This window comes from Ruixingdingia sedimenti, from assembly GCF_031432425.1.
Taxonomy (GTDB): domain Bacteria; phylum Pseudomonadota; class Alphaproteobacteria; order Rhodobacterales; family Rhodobacteraceae; genus Ruixingdingia; species Ruixingdingia sedimenti.
In genome coordinates this window covers 19,957-38,839 of the sequence record NZ_JAVKPH010000010.1, presented here as the reverse complement: position 1 = coordinate 38,839, position 18,883 = coordinate 19,957, and the positions used below count along the sequence as shown (strand labels likewise).

Here is an 18,883-nt window from a genome sequence, read left to right as displayed (position 1 = left end):
CTCAGCTGTCGCGGGCGACGGCAAAGCGGGCCGCCTGACGAAGGGTATCCGCGGCGGGGCCATAGGCGTCAAGGGCCGCGCAGGCGGCATCGGCCAGATCGCCCGCCCGCGCCCGCGCCCCCGCGACCCCCAGAAGCGACACGAAGGTGGCCTTGCCCGCCGCCACATCCTTGCGCAGCCGCTTGCCGGCGCGGGCGGCGTCGCCCTCGACATCCAGCAGGTCGTCGGCGATCTGGAACGCAAGGCCGAGCGCCGCGGCATAACGCCCCAAGGGCGCAGGGTCCGCCCCCGCCAGCACCGCCCCCGATTCCGCCGACCAGCGGATCAGCGCGCCGGTCTTGCCCGCCTGCAACGCGGTGATCTCCGCCAGCGTCAGCGGCGCGGGCGCGGTTTCCGCCGCGATGTCCAGCGCCTGACCCAGAACCATCCCCTCGGCCCCCGCCGCCCGCGCCAGCCCCGCCACCAGCGCGATGCGCCGCTCGGCGGGGCCGAGCGCGGGGGCGGCCAGCAGTTCGAACGCCAGCGATTGCAGCGCGTCGCCCGCAAGGATCGCGGTCGGCTCGTCCCATTTCACATGCACGGTGGGCTGGCCGCGGCGCAGGTCGTCGTCGTCCATCGCCGGCAGGTCGTCGTGGACGAGGCTGTAGGCATGCAGGCATTCCACCGCCGCCGCCGCGTCGATGGCACCCGCCGGCCCGACCCCGTGCAGCGCCGCCGATTCCAGCACCAGAAAACCGCGCAGCCGCTTGCCCCCCGCCACGGCATAGCGCATCGCCTGCACCACCGGCTGGTCGCCCCGCCCCGCCAGCACGGCGGCCAGATGCGCCCCGATCCGGTCCGCCGCCCCCGCCAGCGCGTGGTCGAACATCAGAACCCCTCGGCCGGGGCGGTGCCCTGCGCCTCGCCGTCGCGGGCGCGGATCAGTTCCACCCGCTGTTCGGCGGCGCGCAGCTTGTCGTCGCAGTGCTTCTTCAGCGCCGCCCCGCGTTCGTAGAGCGTGATGGATTCCTCCAGCGCCACATTGCCGGATTCCAGCCGGCGCACGACGGCTTCCAGTTCCGCCATCGCCTCTTCGAAACTCATCGCGCCGATACCGTCGGTCATGCGCCCCTCTCCGCCAGAACACCCACATGCGCGGCGGTGCATGCCGCCAGCGCGTCCAGATCATACCCGCCCTCGAGTGTCGAGACCACCCGCCCGCCCGCATGCCGGTGGGCAAGATCACAAAGCCGCGCGGTGAGCCAGCGGAAATCCTCCGCCTGCCAGTCCAGTTCGGCCAGCGGATCGTCGGCATGCGCGTCGAACCCGGCGGAAACCAGCACCAGTTCCGGCGCGAAGGCGTCGAGCGCGGGGAACGCCGCGCCCTCGTAGGCCGCCCGCATCGCCGCCCCGCCCGACCCCGGCGGCAAAGGCAGGTTCAGGATCTGCCCATGCGCGCCGCGTTCCCGCGCCGATCCGGTACCGGGATAAAGCGGCATCTGGTGGGAGGAAACGAACAGCACCCGGTCCTCGTTCCACAGCAGGTCCTGCGTGCCGTTGCCGTGGTGCACGTCGAAATCCACGATGGCGACCCGCGACAGCCCGTGATGGTCGAGCGCATGTCTCGCGGCGATGGCGAGGGTGCCGAACAGGCAGAACCCCATCGCCCGTTCCCGTTCGGCATGGTGCCCCGGCGGGCGGCAGGCGACGAAGGCATTGGCCGCGCGGCCCGCCATCACCATGTCCACCGCCGCGACCGCACCCCCAACGGCGCGCAAGGCGGCATCGAGCGAACCCGGCGACAGATGCGTATCGCCATCCAGCGCCGCGAACCCCGCCCGCGGCACCGCGCCCGCCACCCTTTCCCAATGGTCCGCCGGATGACAGCGTAGCACATCCGCCCGCACGCCGAGCGGCGCCTCGTGCCGCGCCACCGCCAGCCCCGCCAGCCCGCGCTCGACCGCCGCCAGCCGCTCCGCCCGCTCGGGATGGCCCGGGGGGGTCAGGTGGCGGGCGCAGTCGCCATGTGAAAACACCGCCGTGACCATGGCCATGCCCCCCTCTTGCTGCCGGCGGCAACCTAGCACCGGCGTGGGGCAGGCGGCAATCGGGCCCGCCCCCGGTGGCAGTGCGGGTGAAGGGCGTAGCGGCGGGGGTTTCACACCCCCGCACCCCCGTGGGATATTTATGGACAGAAAGTGAAGAAGGGTGCGGATAAGTGGCCCGCCTCTTCACTTTCTGTCCCCAAATATCCCGGGGGTCCGGGGGCTGGCCCCCGGCACCGACCTCGCCACAGCCGCAACCATGGCCCCTTGCCAGCCCCCGCCCGCGGTGCCAGCCTTGGGCCGACAACCGCAAGGACAGACCATGACCGCCGATCCCCGCCTTCTGACCCCCGACCCCTGCGCCCCGCAGCTTTTCACCGATGCCGGGGCGGCGGTGGCGGCGCTGGAGGCGCTTTATGCCGGGGCGGTGGGGTTTCTGGCCACGGCCTTCCGCCGTGCGCTGGCAGAGGGGCGGCCCCCCGCCCGGGTGCGCGCCTATTACCCCGAGGTGCGGCTGGCCGTCACCAGCTATCCCCGGATCGACAGCCGGCTGAGCTTCGGCTATGTCACCGAGCCCGGCACCTATGCCACCACCGTCACCCGGCCCGACCTGTTCCGCGCCTATCTGACCCAGCAGATCGAGCTTGTCCTGCGCAACCACGGCGTGCCGGTGCAGGTGGGCTGGTCGGCCACCCCCATCCCGGTGCATTTCGCGCTGGCCGCGGCGGACGACGTGACCGTGCCGCATGACGGGGTGCTCGATTTCACCCTGCGCGATCTGTTCGACGTGCCCGACCTTGCCACCACCGACGACGGCATCGTGAACGGCACGCTGCTGGCATATCCCGACGGGTCCCGCCCGCTGGCCCCGTTCACGGCGCAAAGGGTGGATTATTCGCTGGCGCGGCTGACGCATTACACCGCCACCGCGCCCGAGCATTTCCAGAACCACGTCCTTTTCACCAACTACCAGTTCTACGTCGATGAATTCGAGGCCGTGGCGCGCCGGGCGCTGGCCGATCCCGCCTCGGGTTACACCGCCTTCGTCGCGCCGGGGCATCAGGTGATCACCGATCCGGCCGCGCCGCTGGGGGTGCTGCCGCGGATGCCGCAGATGCCGGCCTATCACCTCGTCCGCCCCGACGGGCAGGGGGTCACGCTGGTCAACATCGGGATCGGCCCCTCCAACGCCAAGACCGCGACCGACCATATCGCCGTGCTGCGCCCGCATGCCTGGCTGATGGTCGGCCATTGCGCGGGGCTGCGCGGGTCGCAGTCGCTCGGCGATTTCGTGCTGGCCCATGCCTATCTGCGCGAGGATCACGTACTGGACGCCGACCTGCCGGTCTGGGTGCCGATCCCGGCACTGGCGGAAATCCAGATCGCCTTGCAGCAGGCGGTGGCAGAGGTCACGCGGCTGGAGGGGTACGAGTTGAAGCGCATCATGCGCACCGGCACGGTGGCCACCATCGACAACCGCAACTGGGAACTGCGCGACCAGTCGGGTCCCGTGGCGCGGCTGTCGCAAAGCCGGGCCATCGCGCTGGACATGGAAAGCGCCACCATCGCCGCCAACGGTTTCCGTTTCCGGGTGCCCTATGGCACGCTTCTGTGCGTTTCCGACAAGCCCCTGCATGGAGAGTTGAAGCTGCCCGGGATGGCGTCGGATTTCTACCGCACGCAGGTGGCGCGGCATCTGCTGATCGGGATCCGCGCGATGGAGCTTTTGCGCGAGATGCCGCTCGAACGCATCCACAGCCGCAAGTTGCGCAGTTTCGAGGAAACCGCCTTCCTCTGACAGGGCCGGTGTGAGGGGCCCGTGACGCGGGGAAAAGCTGCCGATGCTGCGGAATGGGGCTTGATTTGTTGGCCGAAAACTTGTGTAGCGGCGCGACGGCCCTTGAAGGGCGCGCATACGGGCCCGGAAAAACGGGCAGGCACGAGGAGACGGATCATGTCCAAACCGATGACCAAGACCCAGCTGGTGGCCGCGCTGGCCGAGGCGATGGGGGGCGACCGCAAGACCGCTTCGGCGGCGCTGGATGCGCTGGCCGCTGTCGTGACCAAGGAAGTCGCCGCCGGCGGCGCCGTGACCCTGCCGGGCCTGGGCAAGATCGCCTGCCGCGCCCGCCCCGAACGTCAGGTACGCAACCCCGCCACCGGCGAGACGATCAGCAAGCCGGCCGACCGCCAGGTGCGCATCACCGCCGCCAAGGCGCTGAAGGACAGCGTGAACGCCTGAGCGCGCCACGCGCGGGTGCCGGGGGTATTCCCCGGTCCGGGCCGCCCTCGGGCGGCCTTTTGCTTTGACGGGGGCGGGGATGCGCGGGCGGGGTTTCGACATCGGCGCGGTGCTGATCGGGCTGGCCTTCGCGGTCATGTGGTCGTCGGCCTTCACCTCGGCGCGGATGATCGTGGTCGATGCGCCGCCGCTGACGGCGCTGGCGCTGCGGTTTCTGGTGTCGGGCCTGATCGGGGTGGGTCTGGCGCTGGCGCTTGGCCAGCGGTTGCCGCGGGGGCGGGCGCAGTGGCGGGCGGTGGCGCTGTTCGGGGTGATGCAGAACGCCGTCTATCTGGGGCTGAACTTCGTCGCCATGCAGTGGGTGTCGGCCTCGGTCGCCGCCATCGTCGCCTCGACCATGCCGCTGATGGTCGCGCTGGCGGGCTGGCTGGTCTGGCGCGAACGCCTGCCGCCCATGGGCATCGCGGGCCTGTTGGCCGGGTTCGCCGGGGTGGCGGTGGTGATGGCGACGCGGCTTGGCGGCGGGGCCGATCCTTTGGGGATCGCGCTTTGCGTTCTGGGGGCGCTGGCGCTGACGGTGGCGACGCTGGCGCTGCGCGGGGCCTCGGGCGGCGGCGGGGGTCTGCTGATGGTCGTGGGGTTGCAGATGCTGGTCGGGGCGGCGGTCCTGGGGGGCATCGCCGTGGCGGCGGAGCCCTTCGTGGTGGACTGGAGCCTGCAACTGGTGCTGGCCTTCGCCTATACCACGCTTGTGCCGGGGCTGGCGGCGACCTGGGTCTGGTTCGTGCTGGTGGGCCGCATCGGCGCGGTGCGGGCGGCGGCGTTCCACTTCCTCAACCCGGTGTTCGGGGTGCTGATCGCCGCCGCGGTGCTGGCCGAACCGCTCGGCCCGGCCGATCTGGCCGGGGTGGCGATCGCGGCGGCGGGGATCCTGATGGTGCAGTTGTCGCGGGTGCGGGGGTAGGGGCCTCTTCTCCCCTCCCGCTCTGGCTGGCGAAGGCGCGTGCCTTCGCCACCGCGATGTGGTCAGAGTTGCCCCGGCCGGGGGCCCCAAGCCCCCGGCCAGCGCCCGCCCCGCCCATGGCGGGCGCTACTCGCCCGCCGGGGCAGGCGCTGGCCTATCGATTGTTCCCGGCATCTCCGTTTCCAGTGGCGCCGTCGCGCGACGGGCGGGGAAACGCAGTGCGTTTCCTTCTCCCGCCCGGCCTTACCGGGTGCCGCTTAGCCGATCCGCCCCCGCACGCCCCCCGTCTGCCCGCGGTCGCGCAGCAGGTGGTCCAGCAGCACGCAGGCCATCATCGCCTCGGCCACCGGCACGGCGCGGATGCCGACGCAGGGGTCGTGGCGGCCCTTCGTCACCAGATCCACCGCCTCGCCCTTCACGTTGATCGTCCGCCGGGGGGTGAGGATCGAGGACGTGGGCTTGACCGCGAAACGCACCACCACCGGCTGGCCGGTCGAGATCCCGCCCAGAATGCCGCCCGCGTGGTTCGTCGCATATTCCGGCCCGTCCGGGCCCAAACGGATCTCGTCGGCGTTGTCCACGCCGGTCAGGGCGGCGGCGGCCATGCCCTCGCCGATCTCGACCCCCTTGACCGCGTTGATCGACATCATCGCCGCCGCCAGATCGGCATCGAGCTTGCCGTAGATCGGCGCCCCCAACCCCGGGGGCACGCCCGTCGCCACCACCTCGACCACCGCGCCGACCGAATTGCCGGATTTGCGCAGCGCGTCGAGGTCCTCGGCCCAAGCCGCTGCCGTGCCGGGATCGGGGCACCAGAAGGGGTTGCGCCCCACCTCTGCCGGATCGAACCGCGCGCGGTCGATGGCGCGCGCACCCATCTGCACCATATAGCCGGTGATCGCCAGACCCGGCGCCAGCGCCGCCAGCGCCGTCCGCGCGACACCCCCCGCCGCCACCCGCGCCGCGGTTTCCCGCGCGCTGGACCGCCCGCCGCCGCGATGGTCGCGCAGCCCGTATTTCTGGTGATAGGCGATGTCGGCATGGCCGGGGCGGAACGCCTGCGCGATCTCGCCATAATCCTTGGACCGCTGGTCGGTGTTCTCGATCATCAGCTGGATCGGGGTGCCGGTCGTCCGCCCCTCGAACGTGCCCGACAGGATGCGCACCGCGTCCTCCTCGCGCCGCTGGGTGGTGTAGCGGTTCTGCCCCGGTTTGCGCCGGTCGAGCCAGGGCTGGATGTCGGCTTCCGTCAGCGCGATGCCGGGGGGGCAGCCGTCCACCGTGGCGCCGAGCGCGGGCCCATGGCTTTCGCCCCAGGTGGTGACGCGGAAGAGATGGCCGAAGGTGTTGAAGCTCATGTTGACCTCCCGGTTGCGGATGCAGCTTTAGGCCAGTGGGCGGGCGGAATAAACCGGATTCCGGCGGAACAGGCGAAGGGCGGGCCATCGGCGCGAAAGTCTCCCTGCTGCGGGCGGGTGCTTGCGGTGGCTGCGGGGCGCGCTATGCTGGGGCGGCTCGGGGTGCCCTTGGGGGCTGAGACGCGCAGGCGAACCCGTTGAACCTGATCCGGTTAGAACCGGCGGAGGGAAGGCGCAGGTTGATCCTCACCCCGGCCCGCCGTCGCTTGTGGAGGATGCCGATGTACCGCCCTATTCTTTCTACCGGCCTTGCCGCGGGGGTTTCGCTGATGGCGGCGGTGGCCGCCGCGCAGACCCCGGTGCTGACCGTGCTGACCTATGACAGCTTCGTGTCCGACTGGGGCCCCGGCCCGGCGATCGAGGCCGCGTTCGAGGCCGAATGCGGCTGCGACCTGCGGCTGATCGGTGCGGGCGACGGGGCGGCGCTGCTGGCGCGGCTGCGGCTGGAAGGCGCGCGCAGCACGGCGGATGTGGTGCTGGGGCTGGATACGAATCTGGTCGCGGCGGCGGGGGCGACGGGGCTGTTCGCGCCCCATGGCGTCGATGCGCCGACCGACCTGCCGGTGGGCTGGGCCGACCCGCTGTTTCTGCCCTTCGACTGGGGCTGGTTCGGTTTCGTCCACGACCGCACCCGCCTGCCCGACCCGCCGGAAAGTTTCGAGGCGCTGGCGGCGTCCGGCCTCAAGGTGGTGATCCAGGATCCGCGGTCGTCCACCCCCGGGCTGGGCCTGCTGATGTGGGTCCGGGCGGCCTATGGCGACCGGGCGGCCGAGATCTGGCGCGGGCTGTCGGACAACATCCTGACCGTCACCCCCGGCTGGTCGGAATCCTACGACCTGTTCCTGAAGGGCGAGGCCGATATGGTGCTGTCCTACACCACCTCGCCCGCCTATCATCTGATCGCCGAGGGCGACGACAGCAAGGCCGCCGCGCCCTTTGCCGAGGGCCATTATGTGCAGGTCGAGGTCGCGGGCCTGCTGGCGAATGCGCCGCAGCCCGAACTGGCGCGGCGGTTCATGCAATTCGTGCTGTCCGACGCCTTCCAGGCCGCGATCCCGGAAACCAACTGGATGTATCCCGCCCGTACCCCCGCCGGGGGCCTGCCCGCAGGGTTCGACACCCTGCCGCGCCCCGAAGCCACCCTGTTCCTGCCCCCGGCAGAGGCCGAGGCGCTTCGCGCCCCGGCGCTGGAGGAATGGCGCGCGGCGCTGTCGCGGTGAGGGGCCTGCCCGGCGCCGTTGCGGGGCTGGTGCTGGCGGCGCTGATGCTCGGCACGCTCGGGGTGGTGCTGGCGCATGCGGGGGGCATGCGGCTGACGGGGCCGGATTGGGCGGCGGTGCGGTTCACGCTGGTGCAGGCGGCGTTGTCGGCGGCGATTTCCGTCGTGCTGGCGGTGCCGGTGGCCCGGGCGCTGGCGCGGCGGCGGTTCGCCGGGCGGCGGCTGCTGATCGCGGCGCTCGGCGCGCCCTTCCTGATGCCGGTGATCGTGGCGGTGCTGGGCCTGCTGGCGATTTTCGGCCGGGGGGGCGTGCTGAACGCGGGGCTGGCCGCGGTGGGCCTGCCGCCGGTGCAGGTCTATGGCCTGCATGGCGTGGTGCTGGCGCATGTGTTCCTGAACCTGCCGCTGGCGGTCCGCATGGTGTTGCAGGGCTGGCAGGCGATCCCGGCCGAACGGTTCCGCACCGCCGCCGCATTGGGATTCGGCCCGGCAGAGGTCGCGCGGCATCTGGAACGGCCGATGCTGCGCGAGGTGCTGCCGGGCGCGGCGCTGGCGGTGTTCCTGATCTGTCTGGCGAGCTTTGCCGCCGCGCTGATCCTGGGCGGGGGGCCCCGGGCCACCACGGTCGAGGTCGCGATCTATCAGGCCGTGCGGTTCGAGTTCGATCTGTCCCGCGCCGCCGCGCTGGCGGCGGTGCAGTTCGCGCTGTGCGCAGGCGCGGTGCTGCTGGCGGCGCGGGTGGCGGTGCCTGCGGGTTTCGGCGGCGGGCTGGACCGGGCGGTGCAGCGGTGGGATGCGGGCCGGTGGGGGCTGCGGCTGCTGGACGGGGCGGTGATCGCGCTGGCCGCGGCCTTTCTGTTCGCGCCGCTCTTGGCGGTGATCCTGCGCGGCCTGCCCGGTCTGGCGGCCCTACCCGCGCCGGTCTGGGCCGCGGCGGGGCGGTCGGTCGTCATGGCGCTGGTGTCTGCTGCGCTGGTGCTGGCGGGGGCGCTGGCGCTCGGCCAGCTGGCGGTGCGGGGCGGCGTGGCCGGGCGGCTGGCGGAACTGGCGGGGATGCTGCCGCTTGCCGCGTCGTCGCTGGTGCTGGGGGCGGGGCTGTTCATCGCCGTCCTGCCCTTTGCCGCGCCGGAAACGGTGGCGCTGCCCGTCACCGTGCTGGTCAATGCCGCCATGGCGCTGCCCTTTGCCCTGCGCCTGATCCTGCCCGCCCTGCGCGAGGTCGAGGCGACGCAGATGCGGCTGGCGGAATCGCTCGGGATCGGGGGATGGGCGCGGCTGCGGCTGGTGACGCTGCCCCGGCTGCGCCGCCCCCTGGGCTTTGCCGGCGGGGTGGCGGCGGCGCTGGCGATGGGGGATCTGGGCGTGATCGCGCTGTTCGCGGGCGAAGGCAACGCGACGCTGCCGATGCAGGTCTGGCGGCTGATGGGCGCCTTCAGGACAGAGGCGGCAGAGGCCGCGGCGGTGCTGCTGCTGGCGGCGTCGTTCGGGCTGTTCTGGGTCATGGATCGCGGCGGGGGGCGGGACGATGCTGGGGCTTGAAGGGTTGCGGGTCGGCGCGGGCGATTTCGCCCTGACCGCGGACTGGCCGGTGCCCGCGGGCGCGCGGGTGGCGGTGATCGGGCCTTCGGGGGCGGGGAAATCCACGCTGCTGCTGGCGATCGCGGGGTTCCTGCCGGCCGCGGCGGGCCGGGTGACGTGGCAGGGGCGCGACCTCGGGCCGCTGGCGCCGGGCGACAGGCCGCTGTCGATCCTGTTTCAGGACCAGAACCTGTTTCCCCACCTGACGCTGGCGCAGAACGTGGGTCTGGGCCTGTCGCCCGCCCTGCGGCTGACGGCCGGCGACCATGCCCGTGTGGCGCAGGTGCTGGCCCGGGTCGGGCTGGCCGGGCGCGAGGATGCGCGGCCGGGGCAGCTGTCGGGGGGCGAACAGGGCCGGGCGGCGCTGGCGCGGGTGCTGCTGCGCGCGCGGCCTACGCTGCTGCTGGACGAACCCTTCGCCGCGCTCGGCCCCGGGCTCAAGGCGGAAATGCTGGCGCTGGTCGAGGAGATCGCCGACGAGACCGGCGCGCTGGTGCTGATGGTCACGCACGACCCCGCGGATGCGCGCCGCTTCGCCCCCCTGACGGTGCTGGTCGAGCGCGGGGTGGCGCATCCGCCCGTCGAAACGGCGGCCCTGTTCGCCGACCCGCCCCCGGCGCTGCGCGACTATCTGGGACTTTGACCAAAGAAAAACCCCGCCCTAAGGGGCGGGGTTCCGTCGGCCTGCCAGGTGGGGTCAGGCGTGTTTCTTCTTGCCCTTGAGGCCCGCCCACAACCGCTTGTTGGTCAGGTACAGCAGGACGGTCAGCACGGTGAGGAAGATCACCGCCGTCAGGCCCGCCTGCTTGCGCGCCATCATCTTGGGTTCCGCCGTCCACATCAGGAAGGCGGCGACATCCTGCGACATGGCCTGGACGGTGTTGTCATGGCCGTCGGCATATTCGACATGCCCGTCCGACAGCGGCGGGGCCATCGCGATCCAGCCGCCGGGGAAGGCGGTGTTTTCGTAATAGGTGGTCCCGGCCTCTTCCTTTTCCTCGCCGGTATAGCCGTTGAGGATCGAGGCGATGTATTCCGGCCCGCCGATACCGTTGAGGAACTGGTTGATCCCCAGGCCCTGCGGCCCGTGGAACCCGGCGCGCGACTTGGCCATCAGGCTGAGGTCGGGCGCGTTGTCCAGCCCGGATTCGGGGAAATGGTCGGTCGCCTTGCGCGGGCGGTCCTCGTCCAGTTCGGGGTCGTAGATCGACAGGTTCGCGGCATAGGCGCGGACCTGATCCTCGGGCAGCTGCGGGCCGCCCTCGTCGGCCAGGGTGCGCAGCGGCACATAGCGCAGCCCGTGGCAGGCCGAACAGACCTCGGTATAGACCTGAAGGCCGCGTTGCAGCTGCATCTGGTCGAACTTGCCGAAGGGGCCCTCGAACGAGAAGGCGAAGTCCTCGATATGCGACTCGCCCCCGGCGGCAAGCGCGCCGCCGGTGGAAAGGGCCAGCGCCGTCAGCGCCGAAAGGGAAAGCTTGCGGATCATCGGTGGCATCCTTTCCGTCACTCGGCCGCGGTGGCCTTGGCGGCCGGACCGTAGTGGGCGTTGAAGTCCTCTTCGATCGTCGCGGGCGCCGGCAGCGGCTTCTCGATCACCCCCAGAAGCGGCAGGACGATCAGGAAATAGGCGAACCAGTAGGTCGCGGCGATCAGGCTGATCCAGGTGTAGATCCCTTCGGCCGGCATCGCGCCCACCCACATCAGCACCATGAAGTCGATGGCCAGCAGCCAGAACCACCACTTGAACATCGGCCGGAACCGGCCCGAACGCACCGAAGAGGTGTCGAGCCACGGCGCCAGCGCCAGCACCGCGATCGCGCCGAACATCGCCAGCACGCCGAAGAACTTGGCGTCCACGATGCCGAAGGTGACGAACTGCACCAGCTGCACCACCCAGACATCGCCGGTGAAGGCGCGCAGGATCGCATAGAAGGGCAGGAAGTACCATTCCGGCACGATATGGGCCGGCGTCACCAGCGGGTTCGCCTCCAGATAGTTGTCGGGGTGGCCCAGGTAGTTCGGCATGAAGCCGACGATGGCGAAGAACACGATCAGCACGACGCCGAGCGCGAACAGGTCCTTGACCACGTAGAAGGGCCAGAACGGCACGGTGTCCTTTTCCGCCACTTCCTTGGAGGTGCGGCGCACCTCGACCCCGGTGGGGTTGCCGTTGCCGACATTGTGGAAGGCCCAGATGTGCAGCGCCACCAGCGCGGCGATCACGAAGGGCAGCAGATAGTGCAGCGAGAAGAAGCGGTTGAGCGTCGCGTTGTCGACCGCCGGCCCGCCCAGAAGCCATTCCTGGATCGTCGGACCCACGCCCGGGATCGCGCCGAAAAGGCCGGTGATCACGGTGGCGCCCCAGAACGACATCTGCCCCCAGGGCAGCACATAGCCCATGAACGCGGTCGCCATCATGGCGAGGTAGATCAGCATGCCGATGATCCACACCACCTCGCGCGGGGTCTTGTACGACCCGTAGTAGAGCCCGCGGAAGATGTGCATGTAGACGGCGACGAAGAACAGCGAGGCGCCGTTGGCGTGCAGATAGCGCAGCATGTGCCCGCCGTTCACGTCGCGCATGATATGTTCGACGCTGGCGAAGGCCAGATCGACATGCGGCGTGTAGTGCATCACCAGCACGATGCCGGTGACGATCTGCAACGCAAGGCAGAAGGCGAGGATGATGCCCCAGATCCACATCCAGTTGAGGTTCTTGGGGGTGGGGATCATCAGCGTGTCATAGGCCAGCGAGGCGATCGGCAGGCGCGCGTGCAGCCACTTCTCGAAGCCGGACTTGGGCTCGTAATGGTCGTGCGGAATTCCAGACATGGGGTCGCTCCTCAGCCCAGCTTGATCGTGGTCTCGTCGGTGAACGACGCCACCGGGATGTGCAGGTTCTCGGGCGCGGGGCCGCGGCGGATGCGCCCGGCGCTGTCATAGTGCGACCCGTGGCAGGGGCAGAACCAGCCGCCGAAATCGCCCGCGCCATCGCCGATCGGCACGCAGCCCAGATGCGTGCAGACGCCGACCATTACCAGCCATTCCTCGGCCGCGTCGCCTTCGGCGCCCGGGGGCGGCAGGGCGCGGTTGGGGTCGGTCGCGGGGGTGCCGGCGCCCAGGTTGGGGTTGCGGGCGTCCTTGTCCACCAGCTGGTCCAGCGGCACGGCGCGGGCGGCCTCGATCTCTTCGGTCGTGCGGCGGCGGATGAACACCGGCTTGCCGAGGTATTTCACCGTCAGCTGGGTGCCAGGCTCGACCGAGCTGACATCGACGAAGATGGAGGCCAGCGCCTGCACGTCGGCAGAGGGATTCATCTGGTTGATCAGCGGCCAGACGGCGGCGCCGGTGGCAACCGCGCCCGCCCCGGCCGTGGCATAATACAGGAAATCCCTGCGGGTGCCTGCGTTGTCTTCAGCGTGGGACACGGAACTTCTCCCTTCCAAGGCCGCTGGACGCGACCCATGCATGAACAGGGCTGCGGTCGCCCGCAGCCTCGTGCGCGGGTTTTAGACCGGCCCGCGCGGCACGTCCAGCGCCCAATCGGCTACAGAAGGTCGCGCACAGGCGCCTGCGTGGCCGCGGCAACACCTTTCGGCGCCGGAAGAATCCCCCGCGCGGCCATCTGGCGCGGCAGACCGCGCCGGCGGCGGGCGATGATTCTCGTGCCGCCGCGTCACAGATAGGGCGGCGTGCAGGCGGAAATGATGACCGCCGGCCGGTCCGACAGGTTGCGGAAACGGTGGGGGATGATGCTGTCGAACAGATAGCCGTCGCCCTCGCGCAGCAGGCGGACCTGATCGCCCACTGTCACCTCGATCTCGCCCGCCACGACGATGCCGCCCTCGGTCGAGGCATGGGCCAGCATCGCCCGCCCGGTGTCGGCGCCGGGTTCGTAGGTTTCGTGCAGCACTTGCAGGTTGTGCGCCCGCGCGTCGCCCACCTGCGCGATCCGTACCCGCGCCGCGCCCGGCAGGCGCGAGGTCAGGTCGCGCCGCTCGGCGGCGGTGAAGAACACCTGCGCGCTGTCGGCCTGGTCGGGTTCGAAGAACTCGGCCATCGACATGCTCAAACCGCTCAATATCTTGCGCATCGAGGCGACCGAGGGGCTGCACCGGTTGGTCTCGATCATCGAGATCTGCCCATGCGGCACGCCCGCCGCCTCGGCCAGTTGCCGCTGCGACAGCCCCCGGTGCAGGCGCAATCCGCGCAGGCGGGTGCCGACGTCGAAATCCTCCATCCGGGCTCCTTTCGCTTTTCGCCCGGGCCCCCGCTGTGCCGCGGGGCGGGGGCAAGAATCCGGTTGCTCAATATCCTGAACGTGCGCTAGGATCGTGTCAACCTTCCGGGAGATGTCTGATGACCACCAATTCCGACCTGCGCGCCCGCCAGACCGCCGCCGTCGCCAACGGCGTGTCCACGCGCGCGATCTTTGCCGCCCGTGCCGAAAACGCCGAACTCTGGGATGTCGAGGGCAAGCGCTACCTCGATTTCGCCGCCGGCATCGCGGTGAACAACACCGGCCACCGCCATCCCAAGGTGATGGCGGCCGTGGCAGAACAGGCGCAGGCCTTCACCCATACCTCGTTCAACGTCGCGCCCTACGAAGGCTACATCAGCCTTGCCGAACGGCTGAACCGCCTCGCCCCCGGCGATTTCGAGAAGAAGACCCTGCTGATCACCACCGGGGTCGAGGCGGTGGAAAACGCCGTCAAGGTCGCCCGCGCCTATACCGGGCGGTCGGGCATCGTGGCCTTCACCGGCGCCTTCCACGGCCGCACGATGATGGGCATGGCGCTGACCGGCAAGGTGAAACCCTACAAGGCGGGCTTCGGCCCCTTCCCGGCAGAGGTCTATCACGCGCCCTTCCCCTCGGACTACCACGGCGTCACCGAGGCCGAGTCGCTGGCGATGCTGGAACGGCTGTTCCAGTCCTCGATCGACCCCAAGCGCGTCGCGGCCTTCATCATCGAACCCGTGCAGGGCGAGGGCGGCTTCAACCCCGCGCCGGCCAGCTTCCTCCAGGCGCTGCGGCGGATCGCGGACGAACACGGCATCCTGCTGATCGCGGATGAAATCCAGGCCGGCATGGCGCGGACGGGCAAGATCTTCTGCTTCGAACATTCGGGCGTGGCACCCGACCTGATCACCATGGCCAAGGGGCTGGCGGGGGGCTTTCCGCTGTCGGCGGTCACGGGCCGGGCAGAGGTGATCGACGCCGCCGCCGCGGGCGGTCTGGGCGGCACCTATGCCGGCAACCCGCTGGCGGTGGCCGCGGCGCATGCGGTGCTGGACGTGATCGAAGAGGAAAACCTCTGCGCCCGCGCGGTGGAAATCGGCGATGCGATCACCGCCCGGCTGAACGCGCTGGCCGCCCGCCAGGGGATGGAGGCGATCGGCAACGTCCGCGGCATGGGCGCGATGGTGGCGTTCGAACTGGTCAAGGACCGCGGCACCAAGACCCCCGACGCCGCCCTGACCAACGCCATCGTGGCCGAGGCAGAGGCCCGCGGCCTGATCATGATCACCTGCGGCATGCATGCCAACGTCGTGCGCCTGCTGCCGCCGCTGACCACGCCGATGGAACAGGTGGACGAGGCGATGGACATCATCGAAGCTTCCATCGAGGCCGCGATCACCCGGGTGGCGTCCGGCTCGGCGGCCTGACCGTTGCCGTATCCCGGGGCCGGGGTGAACCCCGGCCTGCGGGCGCAGCGCCCCGACCCGGCGGTTGGCCCGGCGGAGGGATGCGCGCGCCGCGCGGGGATATTTGGGGACAGAAAGTAAACGGGCGGGGATGATCCGTCCCCCTGTTCACTTTCTGTCCATAAATATCCCGGGGGTCCGGGGGCTGGCCCCCGGCGCTGTCTTATCCATCGGTATTGCCGCCAAAGGTCACGCCGTCCGCGTCGCCGTCAGGGTCGGGATCGGCGCGCCGTGGCCGCGTTCGACCTCGGCCCCGCCGGCCATCGCATCCATCCGCCGCGCCAGCCGGATGTCGCGCATCGACAGCCCGCCGCAGTCATGCGTGCTCAGCACCACATCCACGAGGCTGTAGACATTGCGCCATTCCGGGTGGTGGTTCAGCGCCTCGGCGGCCAGCGCGGCGCGGGACATGAAGCCCCAGGCCTGCGAGAAATCCTCGAAGCGCCACATCTTGCGGATCGCGTCGCGGCCCGGCACGGCCTCCCATCCCGTATCGCCCAGGGCGGGCAGGGCGGCGGCGCGTTCGGCCTCTGTCAGAAGGGTCGGCATGGCTCAGCCCTCCGTCAGGATGCCGTCGATTTCCGCTGCCCGCCGCCGGGCGGGGCGGTCCTTCACCCGGTCCCAATAGGCGGTCAGCGCCGGGGTCGGGGGCAGGGTACCGAACTGCAACCCCCAACCGATCTGCGAGCCGGTATAGACATCCGCCGCGCTGAACGCATCGCCCGCCAGATAGGGCGCCACCGACACCGCCTTTTCCAGCGTCGCCAGCATCGTGTCGAAGCTGCCATAGCCGACCATGCCGCGCCGGTCCTCGGGCACCTCGACGCCGAGCGACTGGTTCGTCACCGCGGCCTCCACCGGCCCCGCGCCGAAGAACAGCCAGCGGTAATAGGCCCCCCGCCGCGCCGGCGGGGGTGCGAGGCCCGCGGCCGGGAATGCATCGGCGAGAAAGGCGCAGATCGCCGCCGCCTCTGTCACCACCTGATCGCCCGCCACCAGCACCGGCACCTTGCCCATCGGGTTCAGCGCGCGGTGTTCGGGCGTCTTCATCGGCGGGCCGTAGTCGAGCACCACGGTGTCATAGGGCGCGCCCACCTCTTCCAGCATCCAGCGCACGATGGCGCCGCGCGAGCGGGGATTGGTGTAGAAGGTCAGCTTCATTGCTCGTCTCCCTCGTGGTTTGGCGGGCCGCGGCGGAACGGGCCCCATGCGGTCAGGACCTCGATATCCTCGCCCACCGCCGCGCGTTCCGTCTGAAGATAGCGTTGCACCGCGTCGCGGAAACCGGGGTCGGCGATCCAGTGCAACGAATGGGTGGGGGCGGGCAGGTAGCCGCGGGCGAGCTTGTGTTCGCCCTGCGCCCCGGCCTCGACCCGGCCGAGGCCATGGGCGATGGCCCAGTCGATGGCCTGATAATAGCACAGTTCGAAATGCAGGCAGGGATGTTCCTCGATGCAGCCCCAGTAGCGGCCATAAAGCGCATCCCGTCCGATCAGGTTCAGCGCCCCGGCGACGGGCCGCCCGTCGCGTTCGGCCAGCACCAGCACCACGTCGCGCCGCAGCCGGTCGTGCAGTTCCTCGAAGAACCCGCGCGTCAGGTAGGGCCGGCCCCATTTGCGCGCGCCGGTGTCCTGGTAGAAGGTCCAGAACGCATCCCAGTGTTCGGGGCGGATCTCGTCGCCGGTCAGCGTGCGGATCGTGCCGCCGAAGCCCTGCGCCTGCGCGCGTTCGCGCCGGATCGTCTTGCGCTTGCGCGACGACAGCGCGGCGAGGAAATCGTCGAAGCTGCCGTAGCCGCGGTTTTCCCAGTGGTATTGCTGGGTCAGGCGGGGCAGCAGGCCGATGTCCGCGCCCGCCTCTGCCTCTGCCCCGGTGCAGAAGGTGATGTGGATCGACGACAGCCGTTTTGCCGCCGCCATCCGCGCGGCGCCGGCGATCAGGGCGTTGCGGCCCTCCGCCTCCCACCCCGGGCGGGTCAGCAGGCGGCGGCCGGTGACGGGGGTGAAGGGCACGGCGATCTGGAGTTTCGGATAGTAGCGCCCGCCCGCCCGCGTCCAGGCATCGGCCCAGGCGTGGTCGAAGATGTATTCGCCCTGGCTGTGGGTCTTGGCATACATCGGCGCGACGGCGATCACCTGCCCGTCCGCCCGCGCCACCAGCGGCATCGGCTGCCACCCCGACCGCCCGCCGACGGAGCCGGAGTTTTCCAGCGCCGTCAGGAAGCGGTGGGTGGTGAAGGGGTCCGCGGGCGGGCCGCCGTCCGCGGCCTCGGGGCAGGCGCAGGCATCCCATTCGGCCTCCGCCAGGTCGGAGACCGCCGATAGCACCTCGATCGTGATGGTCGCGCCGCCGTCCATGCTGTCCCTGTTCCCGTTGCTGCCAGCAAAGCCCCGGCCCGCGCGCGGGTCAAGCCCCGGGGTGATCACAGCGACGGGATGGGGGGCGGGATGGGCGGGGCGTAGCCTTCGAAGGTGATGTTGGCGGCCACCCGGCGGGCGGCGGCTTCCTCGGCGGGCGCGCGGATCGTCCAGCACAGCACCGCCGCGCCCTGCGCGCGCAGTTCGGCCACGCGCGGGCGGCCCAGATCCTGCCAGTGGTGCGAGATGAAGCTGGCGCCGCAGCGGTCGTAATCGGGGATCGCGCGCAGCCGGTCGCAGGTGGCGCGGGGCAGGCCCTCGGCATGGTCGGGCGGATAGCCCCAGGTGGTGATGCCGCGCGGGATGGCGGGGGCGAGCCGCGCCAGTGCGGCGACCGAATGGGGGTTGAACGACATCACCGCGACGAGCCCGGCGTAGCCGCGCAGGTCGTCGGCCACCGCCTGTTCCAAGGGGCCCACATCGGGACCCAGCATCCCGTCCTGATCCTTGACCTCGACCAGCAGCGCCACGCGGCCCGCGACGGTTTCCAGCACCTCGCGGAAGGTGGGGATGCCTTCGTCGCCATCGCGCAGCGCAATCGCCCCCAGTTCCGCCGCCCGCCGCTGGCGCACCGGCCCGAAACGGTCGGTCAGCCGGTCGAGCGCATAGTCGTGGAACACCATCGCCCGGCCATCGGCCGAAAGCTGCACGTCGATTTCGATCCCGTATCCCGCCGCCACCGCCGCCCGCACCGCGGCCCGGCTGTTTTCGGGGCGGCGGGCGGTGCGGTCGTGCAGCGCGCGATGGGCCAGCGGTGCGCGCAGGAAGGCCGCGGGCAGGGGCACGCGCGGGGGCAGGGGCATCAGCGGATCTCGACGATGGCCTCGATTTCCACCGCCACGCCGAGCGGCAGCGAGGCCGCCGACACGGCCGAGCGCGCATGCCGCCCGGCATCGCCCAGAACCTCGACCAGCAGGTCCGAGGCGCCGTTCACCACCTTGGGCTGGTCGGTGAAATCGGGGGTGGAATTGACGAAGCCGGTGATCTTGACCAGCCGCACCAGCCGGTCCAGATCGCCCCCGCAGGCCGCCTGCGCCTGCGCGAGGATCGACAGCGCGCAGGCCCGCGCCGCCGCCGCCCCCGCCGCCACATCCATGTCGGCGCCGAGCTTGCCCTTGATCAGCCCCTCGGCCCCCTGGCTGATCTGGCCCGAGATATAGACCATATCGCCGCTGCGCACCCATGGCACATAGTTCGCCGCCGGTGCCGGGGCTTCGGGCAGGGTGATGCCAAGCGCCTTCAGGCGCGCCGCGATGGTTCCGCTCATGGCCGTGATCCTCGGTCGGTTGCTGTCGCGCCGCAGGCTAAGCGC

At 70.8% G+C, this 18,883-nt stretch carries 20 protein-coding genes and 1 riboswitch; of the genes, 7 read left to right on the top strand and 13 right to left on the bottom strand.

All coding sequences use genetic code 11. The features are described 5' to 3' along the window. Window position 1: 1 nt before the first annotated feature. Genes RGD00_RS10610 through RGD00_RS10600 form a run of 3 tightly spaced genes read right to left on the bottom strand, consistent with a single transcriptional unit; the run spans window position 2 to window position 2,027 of the window. A complete protein-coding gene (locus tag RGD00_RS10610) occupies window positions 2-868 on the bottom strand; it encodes a polyprenyl synthetase family protein (protein WP_425603406.1) in 867 nt (288 codons plus the stop codon). Then, a complete protein-coding gene (locus tag RGD00_RS10605; RefSeq protein ID WP_310457377.1) occupies window positions 868-1,104 on the bottom strand; it encodes an exodeoxyribonuclease VII small subunit in 237 nt (78 codons plus the stop codon). Before RGD00_RS10605 ends, RGD00_RS10610 begins: the two co-directional genes overlap by 1 nt. Next, entirely contained in the window at window positions 1,101-2,027 is a 927-nt protein-coding gene (locus RGD00_RS10600) for a histone deacetylase family protein (protein WP_310457376.1), read from the bottom strand. Before RGD00_RS10600 ends, RGD00_RS10605 begins: the two co-directional genes overlap by 4 nt. A gap of 319 nt (window positions 2,028-2,346) precedes the next feature. On the opposite strand from RGD00_RS10600, the gene RGD00_RS10595 reads away from it, so the two are divergent. The 3 genes from RGD00_RS10595 to RGD00_RS10585 all read left to right on the top strand — a co-directional run bounded on the left by RGD00_RS10595 (window position 2,347) and on the right by RGD00_RS10585 (window position 5,230). Further along, entirely contained in the window at window positions 2,347-3,822 is a 1,476-nt protein-coding gene (locus tag RGD00_RS10595; protein ID WP_310457296.1) for an AMP nucleosidase, read from the top strand. Between the two features lie 156 nt (window positions 3,823-3,978). Continuing rightward, on the top strand, window positions 3,979-4,266 hold the full coding sequence (locus RGD00_RS10590; protein ID WP_310457295.1) for an HU family DNA-binding protein: 288 nt from the start codon (window positions 3,979-3,981) through the stop codon (window positions 4,264-4,266). A gap of 79 nt (window positions 4,267-4,345) precedes the next feature. Beyond that, entirely contained in the window at window positions 4,346-5,230 is an 885-nt protein-coding gene (locus RGD00_RS10585; RefSeq protein ID WP_310457294.1) for a DMT family transporter, read from the top strand. A gap of 257 nt (window positions 5,231-5,487) precedes the next feature. On the opposite strand, the gene aroC is transcribed toward RGD00_RS10585, so the two are convergent. After that, window positions 5,488-6,588: a chorismate synthase gene (gene aroC, locus RGD00_RS10580; RefSeq protein ID WP_310457293.1), complete on the bottom strand. Its 1,101-nt coding sequence runs from the start codon at window positions 6,586-6,588 to the stop codon at window positions 5,488-5,490. 148 nt (window positions 6,589-6,736) lie between these two features. Further along, window positions 6,737-6,835: riboswitch (TPP riboswitch) on the top strand. 34 nt (window positions 6,836-6,869) lie between these two features. Between aroC and thiB the strand changes: the two genes are divergently transcribed. The 3 genes from thiB to RGD00_RS10565 are packed head-to-tail and all read left to right on the top strand — an operon-like array spanning window position 6,870 to window position 10,088. Then, on the top strand, window positions 6,870-7,868 hold the full coding sequence (gene thiB / locus RGD00_RS10575) for a thiamine ABC transporter substrate binding subunit (protein WP_310457292.1): 999 nt from the start codon (window positions 6,870-6,872) through the stop codon (window positions 7,866-7,868). Further along, on the top strand, window positions 7,844-9,406 hold the full coding sequence (locus tag RGD00_RS10570) for an ABC transporter permease family protein (protein ID WP_310457291.1): 1,563 nt from the start codon (window positions 7,844-7,846) through the stop codon (window positions 9,404-9,406). Before thiB ends, RGD00_RS10570 begins: the two co-directional genes overlap by 25 nt. After that, window positions 9,393-10,088, top strand: coding sequence for a thiamine ABC transporter ATP-binding protein (locus RGD00_RS10565; protein ID WP_310457290.1), 696 nt, complete (start codon window positions 9,393-9,395; stop codon window positions 10,086-10,088). Before RGD00_RS10570 ends, RGD00_RS10565 begins: the two co-directional genes overlap by 14 nt. 54 nt (window positions 10,089-10,142) lie before the next feature. Here the strand turns inward: RGD00_RS10565 and RGD00_RS10560 are convergent, their stop codons facing one another. The 4 genes from RGD00_RS10560 to RGD00_RS10545 all read right to left on the bottom strand — a co-directional run bounded on the left by RGD00_RS10560 (window position 10,143) and on the right by RGD00_RS10545 (window position 13,688). Then, entirely contained in the window at window positions 10,143-10,934 is a 792-nt protein-coding gene (locus RGD00_RS10560) for a cytochrome c1 (RefSeq protein WP_310457289.1), read from the bottom strand. A 17-nt stretch (window positions 10,935-10,951) separates the two neighbouring features. Then, window positions 10,952-12,280 carry a cytochrome b gene (gene petB / locus RGD00_RS10555; RefSeq protein ID WP_310457288.1) on the bottom strand — a complete coding sequence of 443 codons (1,329 nt, stop codon included), beginning with the start codon at window positions 12,278-12,280 and terminating at the stop codon, window positions 10,952-10,954. A gap of 11 nt (window positions 12,281-12,291) precedes the next feature. After that, window positions 12,292-12,876 (bottom strand): ubiquinol-cytochrome c reductase iron-sulfur subunit, encoded by a 585-nt coding sequence (petA, locus tag RGD00_RS10550; RefSeq protein WP_310457287.1) that lies wholly within the window; start codon window positions 12,874-12,876, stop codon window positions 12,292-12,294. Window positions 12,877-13,124: 248 nt separating this feature from the next. Continuing rightward, entirely contained in the window at window positions 13,125-13,688 is a 564-nt protein-coding gene (locus tag RGD00_RS10545; RefSeq protein WP_310457286.1) for a cupin domain-containing protein, read from the bottom strand. A 119-nt stretch (window positions 13,689-13,807) separates the two neighbouring features. Between RGD00_RS10545 and gabT the strand changes: the two genes are divergently transcribed. Then, entirely contained in the window at window positions 13,808-15,115 is a 1,308-nt protein-coding gene (gabT, locus tag RGD00_RS10540; protein ID WP_310457285.1) for a 4-aminobutyrate--2-oxoglutarate transaminase, read from the top strand. Window positions 15,116-15,343: 228 nt separating this feature from the next. Here the strand turns inward: gabT and RGD00_RS10535 are convergent, their stop codons facing one another. The 5 genes from RGD00_RS10535 to RGD00_RS10515 all read right to left on the bottom strand — a co-directional run bounded on the left by RGD00_RS10535 (window position 15,344) and on the right by RGD00_RS10515 (window position 18,838). Further along, window positions 15,344-15,703: a 4a-hydroxytetrahydrobiopterin dehydratase gene (locus tag RGD00_RS10535; protein ID WP_310457284.1), complete on the bottom strand. Its 360-nt coding sequence runs from the start codon at window positions 15,701-15,703 to the stop codon at window positions 15,344-15,346. 3 nt (window positions 15,704-15,706) lie between these two features. Further along, a complete protein-coding gene (locus RGD00_RS10530) occupies window positions 15,707-16,315 on the bottom strand; it encodes a glutathione S-transferase family protein (protein ID WP_310457283.1) in 609 nt (202 codons plus the stop codon). Then, on the bottom strand, window positions 16,312-17,511 hold the full coding sequence (locus RGD00_RS10525; protein WP_310457282.1) for a GNAT family N-acetyltransferase: 1,200 nt from the start codon (window positions 17,509-17,511) through the stop codon (window positions 16,312-16,314). The genes RGD00_RS10530 and RGD00_RS10525 overlap by 4 nt, the downstream gene beginning before the upstream one ends. A 65-nt stretch (window positions 17,512-17,576) precedes the next feature. After that, window positions 17,577-18,374, bottom strand: coding sequence for a glycerophosphodiester phosphodiesterase family protein (locus tag RGD00_RS10520; RefSeq protein ID WP_310457281.1), 798 nt, complete (start codon window positions 18,372-18,374; stop codon window positions 17,577-17,579). Beyond that, on the bottom strand, window positions 18,374-18,838 hold the full coding sequence (locus RGD00_RS10515) for a RidA family protein (RefSeq protein WP_310457280.1): 465 nt from the start codon (window positions 18,836-18,838) through the stop codon (window positions 18,374-18,376). The genes RGD00_RS10520 and RGD00_RS10515 overlap by 1 nt, the downstream gene beginning before the upstream one ends. Window positions 18,839-18,883 lie beyond the last annotated feature (45 nt).